This window comes from Moritella marina ATCC 15381 (assembly GCF_008931805.1).
In the GTDB taxonomy this organism is placed as follows: Bacteria; Pseudomonadota; Gammaproteobacteria; order Enterobacterales; family Moritellaceae; genus Moritella; species Moritella marina.
In genome coordinates this window covers 1,525,862-1,546,320 of sequence record NZ_CP044399.1, presented here as the reverse complement: position 1 = coordinate 1,546,320, position 20,459 = coordinate 1,525,862, and the positions used below count along the sequence as shown (strand labels likewise).

At 38.6% G+C, this 20,459-nt stretch carries 22 protein-coding genes; 5 read left to right on the top strand and 17 right to left on the bottom strand.

Annotated features, from left to right (window positions below):
* Positions 1-10: 10 nt before the first annotated feature.
* Positions 11-1,096 (bottom strand): phage major capsid protein, P2 family, encoded by a 1,086-nt coding sequence (locus tag FR932_RS06950; protein ID WP_019440180.1) that lies wholly within the window; start codon positions 1,094-1,096, stop codon positions 11-13.
* Between the two features lie 17 nt (positions 1,097-1,113).
* Positions 1,114-2,064: a GPO family capsid scaffolding protein gene (locus tag FR932_RS06945; protein ID WP_019440181.1), complete on the bottom strand. Its 951-nt coding sequence runs from the start codon at positions 2,062-2,064 to the stop codon at positions 1,114-1,116.
* A gap of 190 nt (positions 2,065-2,254) precedes the next feature.
* Between FR932_RS06945 and FR932_RS06940 the strand changes: the two genes are divergently transcribed.
* From FR932_RS06940 to FR932_RS06925, 4 genes are read left to right on the top strand one after another with little or no spacing between them, the layout of a single operon-like run.
* On the top strand, positions 2,255-4,060 hold the full coding sequence (locus tag FR932_RS06940; protein WP_019440182.1) for a terminase large subunit domain-containing protein: 1,806 nt from the start codon (positions 2,255-2,257) through the stop codon (positions 4,058-4,060).
* Positions 4,060-5,100 (top strand): phage portal protein, encoded by a 1,041-nt coding sequence (locus FR932_RS06935; RefSeq protein ID WP_019440183.1) that lies wholly within the window; start codon positions 4,060-4,062, stop codon positions 5,098-5,100. Before FR932_RS06940 ends, FR932_RS06935 begins: the two co-directional genes overlap by 1 nt.
* Positions 5,100-5,423 (top strand): phage holin family protein, encoded by a 324-nt coding sequence (locus FR932_RS06930; RefSeq protein ID WP_019440184.1) that lies wholly within the window; start codon positions 5,100-5,102, stop codon positions 5,421-5,423. The genes FR932_RS06935 and FR932_RS06930 overlap by 1 nt, the downstream gene beginning before the upstream one ends.
* Positions 5,420-5,869, top strand: coding sequence for a hypothetical protein (locus tag FR932_RS06925; RefSeq protein ID WP_019440185.1), 450 nt, complete (start codon positions 5,420-5,422; stop codon positions 5,867-5,869). The genes FR932_RS06930 and FR932_RS06925 overlap by 4 nt, the downstream gene beginning before the upstream one ends.
* Before the next feature lie 78 nt (positions 5,870-5,947).
* Here the strand turns inward: FR932_RS06925 and FR932_RS06920 are convergent, their stop codons facing one another.
* From FR932_RS06920 to FR932_RS06875, 11 genes are all read right to left on the bottom strand, one after another.
* A complete protein-coding gene (locus FR932_RS06920) occupies positions 5,948-6,640 on the bottom strand; it encodes a hypothetical protein (protein WP_019440186.1) in 693 nt (230 codons plus the stop codon).
* Positions 6,641-6,786: 146 nt separating this feature from the next.
* Positions 6,787-7,026 (bottom strand): PapB/FocB family fimbrial expression transcriptional regulator, encoded by a 240-nt coding sequence (locus tag FR932_RS06915; protein ID WP_019440187.1) that lies wholly within the window; start codon positions 7,024-7,026, stop codon positions 6,787-6,789.
* 353 nt (positions 7,027-7,379) lie between these two features.
* Positions 7,380-9,410 carry a hypothetical protein gene (locus tag FR932_RS06910; protein WP_019440188.1) on the bottom strand — a complete coding sequence of 677 codons (2,031 nt, stop codon included), beginning with the start codon at positions 9,408-9,410 and terminating at the stop codon, positions 7,380-7,382.
* Positions 9,411-9,497: 87 nt separating this feature from the next.
* Complete coding sequence (locus FR932_RS06905; RefSeq protein WP_019440189.1) at positions 9,498-9,761, bottom strand: ogr/Delta-like zinc finger family protein; 264 nt, start codon at positions 9,759-9,761, stop codon at positions 9,498-9,500.
* Positions 9,762-11,711: a replication endonuclease gene (locus FR932_RS06900; RefSeq protein ID WP_019440190.1), complete on the bottom strand. Its 1,950-nt coding sequence runs from the start codon at positions 11,709-11,711 to the stop codon at positions 9,762-9,764.
* A complete protein-coding gene (locus tag FR932_RS06895; RefSeq protein WP_019440191.1) occupies positions 11,692-11,907 on the bottom strand; it encodes a hypothetical protein in 216 nt (71 codons plus the stop codon). The genes FR932_RS06900 and FR932_RS06895 overlap by 20 nt, the downstream gene beginning before the upstream one ends.
* The gene (locus FR932_RS21430; protein ID WP_019440192.1) at positions 11,904-12,059 is read right to left on the bottom strand and encodes a hypothetical protein; all 156 of its coding nucleotides are present in this window, start codon (positions 12,057-12,059) and stop codon (positions 11,904-11,906) included. The genes FR932_RS06895 and FR932_RS21430 overlap by 4 nt, the downstream gene beginning before the upstream one ends.
* Complete coding sequence (locus FR932_RS06890) at positions 12,056-12,283, bottom strand: hypothetical protein (RefSeq protein WP_019440193.1); 228 nt, start codon at positions 12,281-12,283, stop codon at positions 12,056-12,058. Before FR932_RS06890 ends, FR932_RS21430 begins: the two co-directional genes overlap by 4 nt.
* On the bottom strand, positions 12,280-12,570 hold the full coding sequence (locus FR932_RS06885; RefSeq protein WP_019440194.1) for a hypothetical protein: 291 nt from the start codon (positions 12,568-12,570) through the stop codon (positions 12,280-12,282). The genes FR932_RS06890 and FR932_RS06885 overlap by 4 nt, the downstream gene beginning before the upstream one ends.
* Before the next feature lie 18 nt (positions 12,571-12,588).
* A complete protein-coding gene (locus FR932_RS06880) occupies positions 12,589-13,107 on the bottom strand; it encodes a phage regulatory CII family protein (protein WP_019440195.1) in 519 nt (172 codons plus the stop codon).
* 196 nt (positions 13,108-13,303) lie between these two features.
* On the bottom strand, positions 13,304-13,525 hold the full coding sequence (locus FR932_RS06875; RefSeq protein WP_019440196.1) for a hypothetical protein: 222 nt from the start codon (positions 13,523-13,525) through the stop codon (positions 13,304-13,306).
* A 99-nt stretch (positions 13,526-13,624) separates the two neighbouring features.
* Here FR932_RS06875 and FR932_RS06870 point away from each other — a divergent pair, with 99 nt between their 5' ends.
* Positions 13,625-14,326, top strand: a complete 702-nt coding sequence (locus tag FR932_RS06870) for a LexA family transcriptional regulator (RefSeq protein WP_019440197.1) — start codon at positions 13,625-13,627, stop codon at positions 14,324-14,326.
* Between the two features lie 81 nt (positions 14,327-14,407).
* Here the strand turns inward: FR932_RS06870 and FR932_RS06865 are convergent, their stop codons facing one another.
* Genes FR932_RS06865 through FR932_RS06850 form a run of 4 tightly spaced genes read right to left on the bottom strand, consistent with a single transcriptional unit; the run spans position 14,408 to position 20,305 of the window.
* Positions 14,408-15,160 carry a hypothetical protein gene (locus FR932_RS06865; RefSeq protein WP_019440198.1) on the bottom strand — a complete coding sequence of 251 codons (753 nt, stop codon included), beginning with the start codon at positions 15,158-15,160 and terminating at the stop codon, positions 14,408-14,410.
* Positions 15,150-16,298, bottom strand: a complete 1,149-nt coding sequence (locus FR932_RS06860) for a hypothetical protein (protein ID WP_019440199.1) — start codon at positions 16,296-16,298, stop codon at positions 15,150-15,152. Before FR932_RS06860 ends, FR932_RS06865 begins: the two co-directional genes overlap by 11 nt.
* Positions 16,288-18,630: a sensor histidine kinase gene (locus FR932_RS06855; protein WP_019440200.1), complete on the bottom strand. Its 2,343-nt coding sequence runs from the start codon at positions 18,628-18,630 to the stop codon at positions 16,288-16,290. The genes FR932_RS06860 and FR932_RS06855 overlap by 11 nt, the downstream gene beginning before the upstream one ends.
* Complete coding sequence (locus FR932_RS06850; protein WP_019440201.1) at positions 18,623-20,305, bottom strand: N-6 DNA methylase; 1,683 nt, start codon at positions 20,303-20,305, stop codon at positions 18,623-18,625. Before FR932_RS06850 ends, FR932_RS06855 begins: the two co-directional genes overlap by 8 nt.
* Positions 20,306-20,459 lie beyond the last annotated feature (154 nt).

The window sequence follows — 20,459 nt, the reverse complement described above, 5'->3', positions numbered from 1 at the left end:
TTGAAATCGGCTAAGACCAAACCCAGTGGTCAGGGTTATCCGCATCAAAGTCACCGACCGCGACTGCAGGGTCTTTCACTTTATCCAGCTTCACGCTATCCGCTTCAAAGAAGGCGATCTTTTCCATGTCGTTGATGTAGTAACAATCGTTACGTGATTGATAATCTTCGACACGTTTCTTCTTGGCATTATTTTCAATCGAGGTGCGCGTTGAACCTGATTGCACGTAATGACAAAGGTTATCGAACGAGGTGATTAAGATGCCCCGCTCAGGAAAGAACGGGACCTTATACGCCTTCAAACCACCGAATGTTTCAATGATCTGCTCTAGCTCGATTTTGTCTTTTTCACTGGGGGTATGCGCTTGCTTGGCATAGAGCTTGTTCTTTTCTTTAGATAACAGCTCATCACCAATGATGGCGACTAGACCAATGCGTTTATGCGCTGGGATCGCTTGTAGTAAATCATGCACGGCTTGATCAAGGTTTTCATAATCACCGCCCGAACCGATACGAATTTCACCGTCTTTTTGTTCACCGTCAGCAAATACATTGGCGGCATTGTCACGGCGAACTAACGCAAGCCAGCCGATGTTCACATCTTGCATCATTGGGTATGTCGCGATATCCGTTACTTTCGCAGCGCTTGTGCCGTTCCAACCAATTTTGATGATATCCAGTGCAATGGCTTGGCGAACATGGGCGCGAAAACGGCTGTGGAAATCGGGAAACTTCGCCCACATATCCATGCGTTGCCAGGTAATATGAGTATCACATTCAACCGGATAACAACGGTATTCACGGTCGGTTAAACCCAGTGGGTCTTTGGTGCTACGACTTTTACTATCGTCATCTTCTACACCAGCACGACCAGTCACACCGCCACTGATACCAGCTGTAATTGAACTGCCGACTAAATCATCGACCATTTGCGTATCAATGCGCTGTAAGAATTCCGCACTTTGATATACCTGGTCATACAGTGTCTGTTCAATCGACGGCTCGACACTGAACTGTTCTGATACGGAGGCAACCCCGTAATTAACAGCCAATGCAGACACAACCGCGGCAAAAATCTGTGTTGTTTTAAGCTTCATTAATTTGGTTCCTGTTACTAAAGAAGGTTGTGGTATTTGGCATTTTCACCAAGGTGCTCTTCTTCACCGTCAGTGGTCGTTGGTGCAGGGTCTTTGATTGCATCAGCCACGGTTTTAGTCAGCGCTTCAATTTGCTCAACTAAACCATTAACCTTGCCGTCAATCGCCGAGAACTCAGCTGTTGGTTTATCAGCACCGGTATTTTCCTGAGTATCTGTATTCACATCGTCAACCGGTGCAGTGGTCGTGCCCTGTTTAGCCAGTAAGGCTTGCGTTGCTTGGGTATTGGCTTCCAGCGCTTGGCTAAATTGCAACAACGGGCCGCCGAGCGAATCAGTCAATGCAGCAGCAAAATCTTCGCGTTTCATGTCGTCATCATCCTTATTAAAATTAAAGAGTTTTTTAAACAAGCTCTTGGTTGGTTTGGCCGCTTCTTCTAATGCTAATGACACCTTTAATAGGTCAGTATCTGAGGGTGTGCTATTTACATTAGTGTCCGCTGCATGCGTATTATCAGCGTTGTCATTTTGACTAAAGTGAATACGGTCGGTGTAGGTACTCGCCGGATAATCCGTTACAGCCAGCCCCGTTAAATAGGTTTGCCCTGACTTCATAAAATCACGGTTAATTTCAATACTGAAATACACAGCCTGGTCGGCTTGGTTCAACTGTACAAATGACGCATTAGGCGATAACACCGCGTATAACACTTTGATGCCGTCTTCATTTTTAGCCGTGCTCAGCTCAATTACATCACCTAGCATGCCACCGTTAATTTCAACGTTTAAAAGATTCTTCGCTGCCCAGCCTGACCAATTAAATTCGTGGTCTAAGTTGATGCGTGCGCCGTACTTTTTATAGTTGTAAGTAGCAACAATATCGTCGATATCTTTTTCTGATATTTCGCGACCATCTACCGTTAACCCCATGGCGGCAATGGCAAGTGGAATAGTGCGTAATTGAGCCATGTTGTTTCCTGTTTAATGTCTGAGTGGAACTAAGTGAAACCAATTTTGCCCGTTGAACAGGCCTTAATCCATCACATTAAATCCGCGTTATTCCGATTTTGACGAAAGCGGAATAACGCGGAATTCTTCTTAAAGAATTACCGGTTTTAGGGTTATAAACTTGGCGCTTGTTCTTATCAACAGGCCAGATATGAAACCGAGGACTCCCCGATATACACCCGAAATCATTAAAACAGCGCGTGACCATTATGTGTTTGGTGGGCTGACGTTTGATGAAATTGCAGAAATGGACAGTATGCCAAGCGCACGATCGTTACGACGTTGGGCGGATGATGGCAGCTGGAATGAACTGTGCCCGTCATTAAATGCCGAGACAGCGATTGCACGACGCATTGTGTTATTGGCAGACCGTGAAAATAAAAGCGCTGCAGATTATAAAGAACTGGATTTTCTGACCAAACAGCAATGCGCGTTAAATCAATCTCGCTTACCCAGTGCCGGCATCACGAAAAAATATGGCAATACGCCTGCAGCTGCGACGGCTCAAAATGAACAAACAAGCGAGCGCACCAGTAAAAATAAGAAACGTCAGAAAAAGATTAAAAATGATGTGTCCAGTATCACCAAAGAAATGCTCGATACACTCAAAGACAACCTGCTCTACCCGCACCAATTACATTGGTTTGAACATCAAGATTACCGTAGCCGGTTCATATTAAAGCCGCGTCAGATTGGCGCGACTTTCTACTTTGCTTTTGAAGCCTTTTACGATGCCATTGTGAATGGTCGTAACAAGATCTTTATTTCAGCATCGCGGGACCAGGCGGAGATATTCAAAGCCAATATTATTGCTTTATGTCGTGAACAGTTTGGTATTGAACTCAGCGGCTCACCACTGACGATGCGTAACAAAGGCAAGACAACAACCTTATATTTCAAATCAACCAATGCCCGGACTGCACAATCGGCATCCGGTGATTTGTATATTGATGAAGTGTTTTGGATCCCGAAGTTTAAAGAGTTACGCGGCCTTGCCCAGGCAATGGCCACCCATAAAGATTTTCGTATTACCTATTTCAGTACGCCATCGGTGACCAGTCATGAAGCCTATGATTTGTGGAATGGTCGCTGGTACCGAAAAACTAAAGCCTGTAATGATCCCGAGTTTGCTATCGATGTTAGCCACAAGACCTTAAAGGACGGTCGACTTTGTGAAGACGGTATTTGGCGTCAAAAGCTCAATGTTTACGATGTAGTGAAACAAGGCTTTGACCGCATTGATATTAGCATTTTGGAAAATGAATATTCGACAGAAGAGTTCAACAACCTCTTTATGTGCAAGTTCATTGATGATGCCCACAGTGCATTTAGCCTTAAACAGCTAATGGCATGCGTCGGTAATAGCAAAAAATGGCCTGACTTCGATCCCACTTGGTCACGCCCTTATGCCATGAAGCCGGTGGTTATTGGTTTTGACCCAGCACGAACGCGCGATATTGCATCCGTTGTGGTCTTGAGTTTACCGCTTGGTCCTGATGATAAGTTTCGCTTACTAGAATCACTTAATTTAAGTGGTAACGACTTTGAAACCATGGCCAGTGAAATCAAAGAGCTCACGCTTAAATACCATGTTGTGCATATCGGTGTTGATACCACAGGCATGGGCTTAGGTGTGTTTGAGTTAATACAAAAGTTCTTCCCGTTGGCGATGCCAATTCATTACAACCCGCACAACAAAAACAAGATGGTCATTAAAGCCTTAAACGTGATTGGTAAGGGCCGTTTTGAATTTGATGAGGGCTCAGTGATGGTTGCCAGTAGCTTTATTAATATTCGCAAAAAGGTCGTTGGTGACCAAATCAGTTATGCAACCAACCGCACCGCCGCCACAGGCCATGCTGATATAGCCTGGGCAATCATGCACGCCATGATTTACGAACCATTATCTGGTGACTGCTCAAGTACCAGAACATCAATAGGATTAGATGCAGCATAATGAATTTAACTAAGAGTACGACCGCTGAACCGGTGAAAAGTAAATCTATCGACACCTTTAGCTTTGGCGACCCGGAGCCATGTTTAGATAACCACATGACTGAATATGTCGGCCTTTACGCTGACATGGACGGGTTATATTCACCGCCCGTAAGTTTGCCTGGGCTAGTTAAATTACTGCGCGTGAATGCGCAGCACGGACCCATTTTATATTTTAAACGCAATATGATCATGAAATGGTTTCAACCTAATATGGCATTAACGCAGCGCACCTTTAAAAAGTTTGCCTTTGATTATTGCTGGGCGGCGAATGCTTACCTGCAGGTGATTAAAAATGCCTTCGGTAATGTGATTAAACTACGCCATTTACCAGCGTTATCGATGCGCTATACCTCCACGCCAGGTGTTTATGCCCAGCGCTTAAGTAATGGCAAAGTGCTGCGATTTAAAAAAGGCGAAGTAATTCACTTAAAAGAATACGACCCGAATCAAGGTATCTACGGTATCCCGCAATATTATGGCGGTATTCAATCGGCGTTATTGAATGAAGATGCCACCCTCTTTCGCCGTAAGTATTACAAGAACGGCGCCCACATGGGGTTTATCTTTTCGATGGCAGATCCCAATTTATCGACCGATGATGAAGCTGATTTGAAAACAGCGATCAAAGATTCTCGCGGCGTGGGTAACTTTCGCAGTCTGTTTATTAATAATCGCAGTGGTAAGGCTGACGCAGAGAAGGCAATCAAGATTATTCCGGTGGGAGATATCTCGACCAAGGATGAATTTGAGCGCATCAAGAAGATGACGTTAAACGATATGTTGAGTATGCACCGCGCCCAGGAAGCGTTAAGCGGACAAACATCGGGTGATAGTCCTGGCTTTGGTGATCTGGATAAAATCACCCGCGCATATTACAACAATGAAGTCGTGCCGATGCAGCAAGACATGATGGAGATTAACGAATATTTACCTGCCGCGCTGCACATTGAATTTTCAGTGCCGGCTTATTCAGATTTAAACCCTGGGAGTGAAGATTGATGGAAGAGTTGATTGTATTTATTCGCCAATGGGGACAGCTGTGTTTGTTGTCGCTATTGGCCGCGGCAACGCAAATGTATATGTCTGGTACCCGTATTACTTTTTTTCATTATTTCATGTCTGTGCTGATGGCCATTCTATCTGCGTACATCGCGGAAAGCTTTTGTATTTGGCTTGGCCTGAATGATGGTTTGAAAACAGGGATTATCGGCATTGCGGCGTATGTGGCGCCGCATTTTTTAACCGGACTAAACGCACTGGCGAAAGCCGTATCAAAAGACCCGAGACACTTTTTAGATATTATTATGAGGAATAAATCATGAGTTTACTTACTTCGTTATTTAGTTTTATTTCGGCACCCATTGCCGATTTATCGGGTAGCTATCGCGAGCGTAAACGTATTGCTGCGGAGATGGCCGCATCGATTGCGACAGCAGAAGGCAACCTTAAATTGGCCAAGTTAGACGCGGAATCTAAACGTCTGGCAAACCAAGAAGGTAACGATGCTGATTATGATCTTCAGGTGTTGAAGAACCGGCGCGAATCGATAATGGATGAAATTATTATTACGGTATTTTTAGGTTTGTTTATTTGCCACTTCATACCACAGCTGCAACCGTACATGGCAAATGGTTGGCAAGCCATGGGTTATAAAGGTGCGCCCTGGTATTTTGAGTTTGTGATTGTGGGAATTGCGGTTTCAACGTTAGGGTTAATGCGATTGTTTCGGGCGTTCTGGGGAAGTAAGAATACTAAAGGGGTTAGTTAGCCCCTTGCGGCCATATCAAGCAACGGAGGTATTAACATTTATCGAACTCTACGCAGAGTTCGATAAATTAAAGTTAAGTTAAAGATTAGATCTCCGTAAATTATTAACTATTTCAGTAGTACCAAATATTTTTTTTACTGTTTTAGGTTGAAACTTAGCTTCTAGTTTTTCCGCATCCCGAATATTTATTTTGTCCGTTAAACTCATCAACGCAAATTTTGCTGATAAAATGGAAATAATCAACAAGAAAGACCAAATCGCACCATTAAAAATAGAATCATTAATAGTAAAAAATTCATCCATATTAAAATTTTTCAACACATACAAACCAGCAGTGCCTGCAATTGTTCCGAATATCCCGTACAAAATAATGTTTCTCGAAGGCCTTAAGACTCGTTCTAATTTTCTACGCTTACTACATTTAAACTTTGTTTCAAATTCTAATATTTGATTATTAGAAACCAAGTAACGTTTAGATTTACTGTAAAGATCAAGTGTTTCCGTTGGATTAGGGAGTGCGAGAAGCAGGGTTATTGTTTCGTAATCTAATTTTAAATTAAAGTTACTCTGAAACATTTGCTCGATAACCAAGCGATGACTCAAATTCGATGTATCACCGTAAGATTTAAACACCAAGTCTAGGGCTTGAGCTCTAAGTACACTCTTTGACATTATTATGCTGTGAGCAAACTTAAATAGCGGTATACATGCTAATACAAAAGCAAGCACTCCGGCTAATAAAGGGTAGCCACTTAAAAATTCGTTTAACAATGAAATATCCTTTTAACAGCGAGGTGCGTAATAAGTAACGTTGATTAGAAAGTCAAATATACAAAATTACATTTATGTAATCAATATCTTAAACTATTCTCAAGCTCTATTCATTAAGCACTTATTATAAATCAGATATTAAGCATTCAGTTCCAATCTAACTCTTTAACTTTTTCTACAACACCAGCCACATCATTCAATCTCTTCAATGCCCGGTTAAAATTCTGCTGTGGTACATCATTCAACATGGCGGCATCATTTTCTGTTAACCCTTTAGTTAAATGATCAACCAAAGCACTTTTAATATTCTCGCTACCAATTTTGGTTAACTGTAAAAGCAGATTGATTCGTTCTTCATGCTCTAAACCTTTTGTTAAAAATTTCATAAAATTAACATCACTTAACTGATTCTGGCGGATTGATGTTTATCGCTTGGATAAACCTGAATGGTCTGTCATTTAGTGGCAAACAATGTCACAACTTTGACATTAGCGATCCATAAATGATCGTTAAGATCCTTTATAAATAAGGCTTGGGAATATCAGCGTGTCCATCGTTGTGTCAAAAACGTAAAAAAATTGCGAAAACGCGGTAGGCGAAGAGGAGTGAATTTTTAGCATCATCACAGATGAATGCTCACCCCACTCAATATTCTCATGAACTACCTCTTACAATTTAATAGAGCTTTGAAGTAGTTTAATCTTAAGTTCGTTATCTCCACTTCCAATGAAATTTTAATTTAAACAGATAAATCGAACATCTTGATTTTTTCATCGACATCATCAACGGTTTCTAATGGAAATACATATTTTGCATTCAGAAGATCTTGTGCACGTAAGTCATCAGGAATTAATCTTTTAGTAATTATTTTATATGACGCATTACTCAAACATGGAAGTTTTTGATCGTTATATATAAAATTTCGTTCAGATATTTGAGGGGGATTACATAAGTAAGTATTCAGATTCGTTTGTAACTCATGAAAGTCATCATAAAGTTTAAACCATGCTAAATGTTCTACCTTATTCTTATCATTATAACTACTGATTAGGGGAATAATATTTTCTTCAAAATATTTATTTATAATTTTTTCATCACAAACAGGCACATCATCAATTTCAGAACCAACATACATCCGCCCACTATTTAGTATGCATTTGGTAAATGTATACTTTTTACTTTTATCAAAAAACCAACCTAAATTTTTAAACACTGATTCAATGTTATCTTCAACGAATTTCGCTTTTCTTTTCGCTTGTTTCGCTGCATGTTTTAATATGTTTATTGTTCTATACTGAGATATTGGTGAATCAGTAGTGACTATTGATTTAGCTTCACCGATCAAAATTGTTTCACCCACCCTTACCAATAAATCGATATCTTCCACTCCAGAATCGCTCTTTACATCTCCCGATATCGCTTTATCGTAATCATCTATATAACAATTTAGAAGTATATTATGATTTAATGGATGAATAATATTTTTTTCGTATGTCTTACCTTTACCTTGAAGAGTAATATTCAACTTAACGAACCAATGCTCAACGACTCTTATCATCACAGGGGTTAATAATGCACTCGTTATTAAGGCGTATTCAGACTCCGATATGGACACTATAGGGTGGCACCATAGGTCTTCACCACGCGCCCCTTTAAACTCAATGAATTGCAATATTATCTTTATTTTTTCAATCGGGTATCCAGTCGCATTTTGGAGAGCTAGAGACAGTTTAGATTTTTGAATTTTAGGGCAAAACTCGAGTAATTTCTTCAAATTATCGAAGCCGTCTTTTTTAGGGTATTTATCATGATAATATGAAGATAAAAGTATCAAACACCTAAAAACATCCAAAACTTCAAAAATAGTAAAACCATTTTCAAATTCTTGATTTAGCAATTCTTTAGGGAGATTATCTTCTAGATCGAGGGTCTGAACCCTCCAGTCAGCATTTGTGTACCGAACTTGTTCAGGTGCGTTTGATATGCTAGATACTTTTACAGATTTTATTCTCCCTCTTTTTTCGATAATTATATATTTATCATCATCAAATTTATTAATTACGTTAGGATTACCAATAATAGAAAAAGAGTGAGCAACTAACTTTGATTTTCTAATCTGACTAGCCATAAACCCAATTTCATACTTGCATTTTGGTTGTTTAAAACTGAATATTTTATTTTTTTTATCGAGTTCTGTTAACTCATATCCATTCCATAAAAATGCATTCCAATAGCCGCTGTAAATACTATATAGTTGAGACAAACTAGATTCTTTTATTATGAAATCAACTATATCAATTGGGTTTTCACTTGAAGTTATTTTCTTATTTTTATTCATCAAGCTTGTTTTTATCGCCGACTCCATGCCATCAACAGCAGCATCTGACATTTCTTGAATAGTGATGTCATTACCCATCATATTATTATTCATTGTTATGCTGTGCACATCAGCATGAACCCCACTTAATTCAGTCATTGAATTTGAAATGACTGAACGGTCTCTATTAGTTAGAGATATATACGCCATTAAAAGTTCTTTATAGCTTACTTTTGGAATTTCATTTTCATACATAAATTTCAAATTACTTCTTATTTCAGTGAGTAATTCATCAATTATAATTCCGGCATTATAAATCATCTTATCTTGTTCGGTTGCAAGCCCTTCAACTCGAGTCCAAACTTCATGCCATTTATCTATATCAAATAGTCTATCCGTAGGTGTTTTTAAACCTTTCTTTTTTGTTATTTCTTTGAAAAAGATATTTCCCATTTAACACTCTGATTTATATATGAATGCTATATAGTAGCTTTTAATATCATTGAGTCCAACTATTTGATTTAAAAATAAATAATACTCTCAAATTATATTCGATATTCCACTAGTAAACCCAAACAGTTCTCGCTGTATTTCTACTGGCATTTGCCTAACTCGGTCAACCAATAACTGATCAACAATATTCGATGGCGGATTCAACGTATGGCTAAACCCTAAATCCATCACGAACGTGTGCCCGCACTTTGCATCTAAGCACTGACAATACAATCGTGTGAATTCGACTGATACTTTATCGGTACTTGAAATACGTGCTTTACCCTTACAAAACTTACAAGTAACTCGCATCTATATTTCCTTAATAATATTCTGGTTTGAGCCGCACTTTGCTTTCTCTATCAAAGGTGGCTTCTCAATTTGTTGTCCCTGGACTGGGATCACCGACTCAATATTCATCGTTATTGTCTGATTACTGGTTTCAACATCTGGAACACAGGTGCTTTCCTGTGGAATAGCACCTTGCGTACAGTTATTGACACTAGTCCAAGGAAAACGGCTCCCGCCGCTTTCAGCAGTACCTAAGAGACTAAGTGCAAGTGCGCCTAAGTCTTTTGGTTGTGTTGGCTTCTTAACGAGTGTCCACTGCTTTTCGCGTGTTAAAACAGTGATACCAACACCCGTAAGACCTACAGTCTTTTTAACTAATTCTTGATAGTGATTTTCTGAACGTTCATACAATACCTTTATTGGTCGGTTACGTTGTTTAAGGCGGTGCCCACCCATCCAGTTGAAGTAAGACGCAAAGCAACCACAGTCGGCAGCAAGGCGTATTTTTTCGAATAGGCAGAACTCTTGCTCTTTTTCAATGCGTCGAAGTTCGCGCCATACGGTGACCGATGGTGTTTTTTGGAATTGGAATTGTCGGAAACAAAATGCGCGGGACCAGGCGGTAACGTTAGTCACGGTTTCAACCAAATCAACAAGCTCTGAATCTAAGTCTTTTTTACCTTCAAGCTTATGCGCATCAATGTTTTTAGAAATGTACTTAGCAATATAAGCAACGGCATCACCTTTACTGCGATCGACTTTATCAATTTTAACGCGGGCTTCCATTGCTTTTAGTTTTGGATCGCCATCAAGCGTATAGAGCTCATCGTTATCACGTTGATGCTGATATTGAGTTAATAGCTGAGTGAATTCTTCCACTTGGTTTTCAGGTACAAAGAAAGCACCATGCCAATGTGGTGTGCCGTCTACGTGTGGCTCAACAACTCGCATACCGTAATAAGTTAGCCCTGCTCTATCGGCAGCTGCACGGAAGCGCTGCCACGATGTTTTCAACCAATCATGTGCGGCTATTGGATCGGCTCCATTCCAATTAGGGTTTTCGACAAAGTATTTACCGTGTTTCTTTAATCGGTGATAGCGACCTGCAGCTGTCATTGTTACGAACAAACCAACGTGACCTTGAGAGTCTGCGTATGCCTGACAACCACTAAGTTGAGTCATTAACTCATAACGGCGATTAGCAGGATTAGAAACCGATGCGTCATGCACATCTTTAAGTTCAAGCGTTTCACCGCATTCACTTTCAATGGCCATACTATCAAGCCAATCTAATTGCTTTTTCTTGCGGTCTTTTAACCACTGACAAGTAGTAAATGAGGCGTAAGGACTTACATGTGGTGAAACCATACCAGCAGCACGACGAGCGGATTCAAAAGCTATTGTTACCTTTTGATTGATTGCACGTAGCCAAACCGCATCGTCACAAGCGCGGGCGATAAGACCTAAATAAACGTCATCATCACGATCACGCTTTTTAGGTTCAAAATGTGGCATCCACAAAGCTAAACCTGTGAACTCGTTAATTTCTTCGAGAGCCTCAAGTGGCCTCTTCCCTGCTTTTAGTGCCAGTTCTAAATGTAAACATGCGCGTCCTGTTAACTCATCAGCAAGACGAACACGTTTATACTCAGTATCTACACGGTACCAAGGCTCAGGTAATACACCTAAACTAGCAACAATGTGTGCACTACGATCATCAATAAATTTAACCGCACGTTTTAGACCGTGTTTTTTAAGTCGTGCCGCACCGGCTTTATCGAGGTAGTTTTTAATATCGTAAGGAACGTTAAGTTTAGACACGACCGAACGCGCGAAAGCAAAGGCACGATCGCGGGCTGGTTCTACGTTGTATTTGTTTGCGTTGTTATCAACAAAACTAGCTAGTTCACAACGCAGGTTATACGGCAGTTTTTTAAGTGGATTACTTGTTTTAGTGATTGGGGTGAACATAAAAATCCTTGCCGTATTTTGCTGTATATTCAGTCGTAGTCATTGTTCGTAACTGACCTGCTTTTATTTTTATGCGTTGAATGAAGTTACGCTTAGTAAAGTTTTGGCGCTCACTGATCACTTCTAGGTCAGCACGTAGTTTCTTCACATTAGCGAGGCCACGACGCCTTTGCTCGGGGGTTAATGTATTCATCATTTAAGTTTTACAAATGAGATACGACTATTCAAATCACACTTGCCCACGCCGCGCTCAACTTTCTTACTATCCATTACTGATTGTAATTCCATACGTAAGCGCTTGACGTTAACCAAACCACGACGTCTTTCTTCAATCGTTAATTTGTTCATACCTCGGCGTACTCCTGCATATCTAATACGATGTAACCACCCGCATTTTTAAGGCTACGTAGCACACCTCTAAAAAGTTGGCGGCAATCCAATAAATAACATGCGTTTTCAATTGCATCGGCTTTGCTGTCGTGATCACCAATTTCAACAGTTTGAGGCTCGTTGGTTTTAGGCTCTCGAATTGTGCCGCCATTAGGGCAAGTTTTTATTGCGACAAACTTCATGCTGCCACCCCAACATTTACTGACGTAGCCATTAATTCGAGTATCTTGCTTTTAGCTTCAAGTGCTGTTTGCATTGGTCCTGGCTCATTTAACCAAACGTCAGTACGGTAAAGGATTGCGGCTTCATAACTTTCTGTCGTGGTATTAATGTAATCAAAACCGCGTGGCATAACTTTCACAGAAAGCGAATCGCTAACACCACTGTATTCAACCGTGATATCAATCGCATCTGGTCTTGATATAGCGATGAACATAATTTCATTAATAACGCTTTCAACTGTATTCATAATATTTATCCTTTTAAGTTACATACCTGGTATTGGCATTCCATTTAAAACAGCCTCGGTGAACATGGACACAAACGGCCCTGCACCACCACAACGGTTTTCAACGTCTGATATAAGAAAGACCAATTCACGGATTGTTGAATGAGCCTTGGTAACAATTGCGTCTTTTTTATGTCGCGTCAGTCGGTTGTCTGCTTCAGACTCTAAGATGTGGCGGTTTATTTCACCCGTATGAGCAGTAACACTCATGGCACTAAATGCTAATGGTTTAGCGCTACCCTGCTTTGGTAGACGAACAGCAACTAGGCCAATATCCAAGATCGCGCTGTTAATGATGTCGTGATTACCGGTTTCCTTGGTGATCTTGATTAGTTCACTAACAGTTAGTTGGTGTGGTTGGTTTGGGTTTAACTTATTACGGAGCATCTGCCCACGCATACCACATGCGCTTGCAATGTTTTCTACGTTTTCAATATCTGCAAAACGGATACAAGCCGCGTCAATTACTGTTTGTTTGCTATTATTAATTTCATACATTGAATAAATATCCCTATTTGCGATGATGAAACTACGCTGACAAGGCAGCGAAGGTGAATATGAACACTACAAAGGCAACTTCACATACGATGATTACTGGGCATATGAATTCGTGTTTGATTTCACACTGACTACAACCACTTGTGCATTTACCTTTGCTGCTTAATTTGATTCGCTTAAGCATGTTAAATACCTCTTAAGCAAGCCATGGTTTATCTGAGTTTGATTCCAAACACATAACAGTTAACTTCGCGATATTGACATGGCGAGTTGCACGGGGTTTATGTTGCGTGAACGGTAATGCACCGCTGTCCATTTGGCTTGTAACAGCGCAGACCGTTTGACCAGTTTTCTCAGCGAACAACTCGACCGCCATGGTAGGTACATCGTTCATTTGAATCACAATTGTTGTCGACATAATTACTTCCTTATGGGATTATTTAGGGTTACTACAACTTAATAACACCACCTGCTGCCACAGGCTGTGTAAACACATAATATAGGTCTATGTATAAACATGTCAACTACTGTCGGACTAAAAATAAAGAGCATTCGGGAAGCCGAAGGCCTAACTAGAAGCCAACTATCTGATTTAATTGGAATTAGCACTGATACACTTGCTCAATACGAAACTGGAAGAATTAAAACGATTGGCTTAGAAAAGCTAGACAAAATCGTAAACCATGACCGTTTTCACAAGTATGCACTGTGGTTAGTCAGTGAAAAGACAGAGCCAGAGGTTGGCCAAATATCCCCTAGCGACTTAAACGTGTATGTGCAAACACATAAAAAAGACAGTGCGCACATTCAACTTCCCTTCTACGAAATCTCTGCATCTGCTGGTGTTGGTTTATTAGCTGAAGTTGAAGAGCGTCCAAAAACGATCAGTTTTGAACCTTACTGGTTACGTAATGAAATTGGCGTTTGCCCTAATAATGTATTTTTGATGTTAGTTGACGGCGATAGTATGCAGCCGACATTAAAGAACGGCTCTATGATCATGGTTAATCGTGATGTGGATAATTTATCTGATGGTGTTTATGTCATGCGTCATGACAATAACTTATTAGTGAAGCGACTGCAGATGTTACCTGGCGGCATTATCCGCGTTAAATCTGATAATACGATGTATGACCCTTGGGAGATCACGAAGTCACAATTGGACGGTGAAGAACTTGCGCTTATTGGGCGAGTTGTTTGGACTGGGCAGAAAATGTGATTTACTTTTAGATATAAAAAACCTCCATTTGGGAGGTTTTATTTTATATCACAAAAAGCCTTTACTCGGAGCTAATCTATATTACACATAATGAGGGTTAGCCTCTTTAGCTGATTTACAGATAGCTCTATCATCCACACCACTTTTACCAAAATGATTCCAATAGTTCGCTAAATCTTGATAATATAGCTTCCACCATTGATCTTGGGCCATTTTGATATAATTAGTATACGTTGTATTAGCTCTTAATTTTTTCCATACTTCTTTCTTACAAAAGTTAGACACTACAAAATCGACGGACAAAAATAGATCTAAAGGGTGATGCATCACTCTAGGGGCATCTAATAAGATAATTTGACCACAATCATTCAACTCACTTAACTTTTTCCCGCCATGATGGAAGTGATAGTTAGGGTGAATATATTCAGGATCCCCATCTTTCTCTGGCTGGTTATGGAAATCAAGATGCCATGCCCCTTTACACTCAAAAAACTTATCCTCTTCCAACTGGGATAATGCTGAATATTCCACGTTAACAGTTAGAGAATGAGTATTGCCAAATTTAAACTGTTCAACATTCTGATTTAATCGAATGTCCATGCCTAGCCGTACAGAAATATCATCATCCCACTTCCCTGTTCGGCTAAATAATTCAGGTGATATATTTTTAAACTCTAATCCCGTTAAATTATAAGTTAAGCCCTTATGTGGTTTAGAACGCTGCAGCCCAGCCTTTAGCATCCTAATAGGAGCACCACTTATAACGATCCCTTCAAGCTCTAAAACTCCAGCGAACTCATCGAGGTAAGTTAATAAATTATCTTTACTTAACATCCGGATTTAATCTCGCAGTTAAAAGCTTAATTTTAGCTTGATCCTCTGGATGAACTTTATACCCAACTTTTGACGCTTGACGTGAAAGAACAGCTACTAAATCTAAATATATTGGAGCTTCCCAGTTTTTTAATTTCGAATCATTTGCTCTTAATGCATCATAAGGGTCTAAAGGTTTGCCAGTAACAATACAATTAACCCAAAAATTAAGGCTCTGATTTTCGTAGCTGCCAATCAAAGAAGACAAATGCTCAAAGGTCGTTGCATTTTTAATAACACTAACTCTTTCATTACAAGTTAATGCCTGCAATACACGTCCGTCTTCATTGTTGTCATACCACCAATCTTCTATATCACTAAACCACCAACGATCTTTTAACTCGGAAAATAAACCTTTATATTTATATTCTTCAAACAAGTCTTTCAAGGCGTTCCAATCAGAAGACGAAGATATATCGATACCAAGTTTAGTTGCTAACATCTCTTCAGTAACTAATGTTCCTGCACTTCGAATAAAAGAAGAAAATAATATTGCAACGAATGTATGTACATCCTTTCGTGTATCAAGTAATTCACTTTTAAAGCGGGTGTCGACATACTCAGCTTCTTGTTCCGTCCAACCTAAAACAGGTTTTAAAATAGCAAATGTATCTTCTGTAGTTCCGTTTGAAGGTAAATCAATTACAGTTTTATATGCCTCCACAAGTGCAATAAGTGTCAAACACATATTTTTTGCAATGCTTTTATTTCTAATATCTTTTTTCTTAACTGTATAATCAAACAGGTTATGCGATGACTCATCAGCATCATAATATTTCACAAAAGGTTCTTCATTTGAGAGTAAAACAATAGGTGACGGAGGAACATCCGCAACAATCATTTCAGTTCTTAAATTTTGTGCTAAAGCTGTTCCATAAAAATCAACGGTCTCACCTTCATCATTCGAGGCATCTAACTTTTGATCAATAATAAAACCGTCAAACGCACCTTCAATAAATTGATTTTTAATACTACTCATAGAACTTACACGTACATGAGTAATTTTCAGTTCACCACCAGAATGAGACTCTATTGCGCTAATATAGTGTGCTACAGAAGATGTTTCATCATCATCGATATATAAGTAATTAATAGGCATTATTTGGGATCTCTGTTTCTTGTGCTCTTGGAATTATAACTTCTATACATGTATTAAAACCTGAAGAAGGCTCTACGACGGCAATTTCACCATCTAACCCTTTTATAATATCTTTGCTAATTGTAAGTCCAAGTCCCATCCCCCTTAAATTCTGGTTGTCAGAACTAAATGCACCAGCAGTGACCGATGTAGTAAATAAAGGATTAAAAATACGCTTCCTATTTTTACTTGGGATTCCATCACCTGTATCTTCGAACTTAATTACGATGTCATCCATTGTAGAAGATATAAAAACGCCTATTTGGCCATTTGCATTTCCAGAACGTTTAATTGCTTTACAAGCGTTGGTGAACAAATTCATAAGTACTGATGACAGCTCTGATATATGGATTTGTTTTGTCCAAATCCCCCAGTCATCGTAAGTTTTAATTAACTCATACCCTCTACGATCTAATGTCGGTTCCATTGCGGTAAAGAATTTATCTACAATATCTCTTATTTCATAATAAGACTTTTCGCGATTTGAGTTACTTCGAATTGTATCATCAAAAAAATCAGTATAAGCAATTAACATACTTAGGTTGCCATCTAAAATATCAGCTGTTCTTTTAAGTTCTGGATATTCATCTGGTATAGTTTTCAGTTGGGTGCTTGTTAAAGTTAAAGCATCAAGATACAACTGAATTTCATGAGTAAACTCTGCAATAGCAAGACCCGTTGAAGTAAGCACTTTATACATATGCTTTTCATCTATTAATTCATTCGTAAGAATAGATAATTTTTCAACCTGCTCTTGAATAAGCTTAGGAATTACAGTTTCTGGTAACGCTGGTTTTTCATTTACAGGCTTATCGGTAACACCTTCATTATCGGTAACAACTTCATTATCGGTAACAACTTCATTAACCTTGCTTGAAGCCTCTACCCAATTATTAAGAGTCTCGACAACAACCTCAACCTGATCCTTTACTTGAGTCTCTATCGGTTTATTAGGTACAAAATCTTTTTGATTTGCCGTAATTTTTACTCCCCTAACTGCCGAAATCCGCTTTACAGCTTCGACAATTAGCGCATACGATAAGCTGCAAAGCTCTTTATAAGCATCACTTTCGATTAAACCTTCTCTTGCTGATGTTTCTTCAAACATCGATAATTCATTATCTAGAATATTAATACTCGCTATAAAGTTAGTATTAGAATGTGGAGGTAGAATAACCCTACGTCTAGATGAATCATCGAGGCCAAGCCAATCATTAAGTAACTCGCCGTAAGGAGCTACATAGAATCCATTACGAAATAGCTTTATCCCACCATTGTTTCGTAAATATGTTTTCAGAAAATGTTTTCCTGGTTCACTCTTTGCAATAGCAAAATAATGTGCGCTAAAGTTAAAATTCACTTTTTTTAATAGGTCCGAAACCTTTAAGTCAAGAATAAACTTATCGGATAAATCGACTCCATTTTGCCCTTTAATTTTAACGACACAACAACCGTCATCATTAATCCAAGATGTGATAATTGAATCTGCATATTGCAAATATTCAGTATCGTCATCGACGATATTTGACGGGGTGTTCTCGGATGAAAAAAAGGATTTAATCTTAACTTTAAAACCAGGATCTTTTATTCCACACTTCTTAATTGAAGGTTTATTCTTAACTACTGAGGATGTATATCTATACGCTGTTTGAATATTCTCCTGAGACCAGATATCACGCGTATCTGAGATAACTAACTGAGTTCCTTTTTCAAAACCAAAATTTTCATTAGAAGTAATTATATTATTACTAATTGAAGATAATGACTTCTTGGCACTGTAATCATCCCAATCAATGTTAACGACCAAATAAGGTTCATTTGAAGAGCATCGAGTTATGATGGTTAATTTACTTCCAATCTTTTGAGCTGAAAATCGACCTATCCCTTTTTTACCAGCCCGCTGTCTATCATAAACAGGGCTTTTAGGATTCTCAGCTTTATCTGAGGTACTGATTTTCATAAAGCCATTAATTAAGTCAGCTTTAGACATCCCATTACCATTATCTTGAATAGTAATGTCACCGCCTGCGTCTTCAGTTGCTTCAAATAACACAGTAACTTTTGTAGCATCAGCATCGTAAGAATTCTTGATTAGCTCACTTAATGCGGTTGTTTTTTTAGCTACTAATTGCTCCCCTAGTCTTTGGACAACTTGGGCATCAACTGAAAATCTCACATTATGTTGATCATGCTCTGATATTTCAGATGCAAGTGAAAGTACTTTTCCATAATCAACATTATCTTTTTCTAGTAGCTTTGATAATTGCTTCTTTAATAAAGTTTCATTACTCATCGTAAGTCTTAACCCCTTTATAACGTTCTTTTCTGAGTATCCTTACACCTTCACGAAATAGGTTACATTGATCTTTCGTCAGAATGTCATGCTTAATAAATATGTCATCAATAAATATGGTCATTTCAGGTTGTTTATCTTTTATTAATAAATTTTCAATATGAGTCACATTACTAGCCAAATCTTGAATGCATTCGTCTGACATTATTATTCTGATGTTCTTACCTGCGGTAGGCTCAATCTTCAATACACCAGAACTATATGATCTTGCTTCGATTTCAGCAGATAATTGAGAATATGATGATAATAAACTGATAGATATAGCTAGCTTACGACTATGTGATAAACGTTCATTAAAAAATACTTTATGAATTGAGTTAGTACAGTTTACTTTCCCTTGGTTAAGAACAATTCGCGGGCCTAAATGACTCATATAAGAGAAGAATGCATCTGGATAGATATTGTCATCAGGTGTGTACCAATTAGCTCTTTTAGGAAATGTTTTATTGCGTCTGCGTTCCTTAGCTGAAACTTGAGCTAAGTAATTACGTATAGGTGTATTTTTTTCTTTCATATCCTCATTACAAGGGTTTAAAAGATATGAACGGAGATTATTATCTTCATTTTCTCTCTGTCTTAATTTGTTATGTCGAACACCAACTAGACAAGAAAACCGGCTGACAATAGGTCTTAAATAGCTACTATCAAGATTATTCTTCTCGATAGTATCTCTGTTTATAATAAAGAATTTATTTGCACCAGTTACCATCCCGATCTTTATATTCAGGTAATCAATTAACTTTTTTGAAACCTGACTTTGTTCAACCTGAAAATAAGAATCCCTAATAGCACTTGATAATAAGGAAAATTTATAATTATCAAAATGATTTTGCTTTTTTTGGTCAATAGGTGCATGTATAAATTCATGGAGCTCTTCAATATTATGAACTGAAGAGATTTCTAAACAACCTGTATTACTCGCAGTTTTGCTGAACCCTTCGGCTATTAATACAATAGAAGTTTCTTGAGCACCTTCACTAACAAAAAAACGCTCCGCTAGTTTGGCAATTTTTACTGTTTTAAAATGCTGTTTATGCACTTCAATTAGTTTTTTAGAATAATCCGTGTGCAGTAAGCTAGATGGGAGAACCCAAGCAACTTTACCTCCGTCTTTCAGAAATGAAAGACTATGTAATAGGAAGAATGCCCATAAGCTTACATTCCTTCCCATCGTTTTTTTTATAAATGGAGATTCTTTAAATGTTTTCTCACATCTACGCCTTTGCTCTAAAGACATATTGTGCATCGATACATAGGGAGGATTACCCAAAACAACATCAAAGTCAGGCACCAGAAATTGTTCAGGAGAAACTGAAATAAAATCACTATGTAAAAACCGTTTGTCTAAAGAGACCTTTTCGCCAAATTTTTGGCTAAGTATATCAAATGCATGAGGATCTATGTCTACCCCATACAATTGCTCACTTGGTATTTTACATCCCAAATTTTCAAGTTTTTTAATGCAGCTTTCAAAAAAACCACAACCACCAAAGCTAGGCTCTAATATATTTTCTAATCGTGAAATAATAGCCCAGTCGACAAGAACTTGGCTCAATTCAGGAGGTGTATAATACGCACCTAGTTCTCTTTTTTTATTAAGTGAATGAGGGTTCATTTATTACTATGCCTTGTCAATTAAGGCATTTTAAGGCCTACTTTACAGAGCTCTATAATAACTTAATAGTGCTGAACACTAAATTTATTTTTTGCCGTTTGTCGATCAAATAACCTGAAAGTCATTTAAGTACTATTTACAAGGTGAAAGTCCA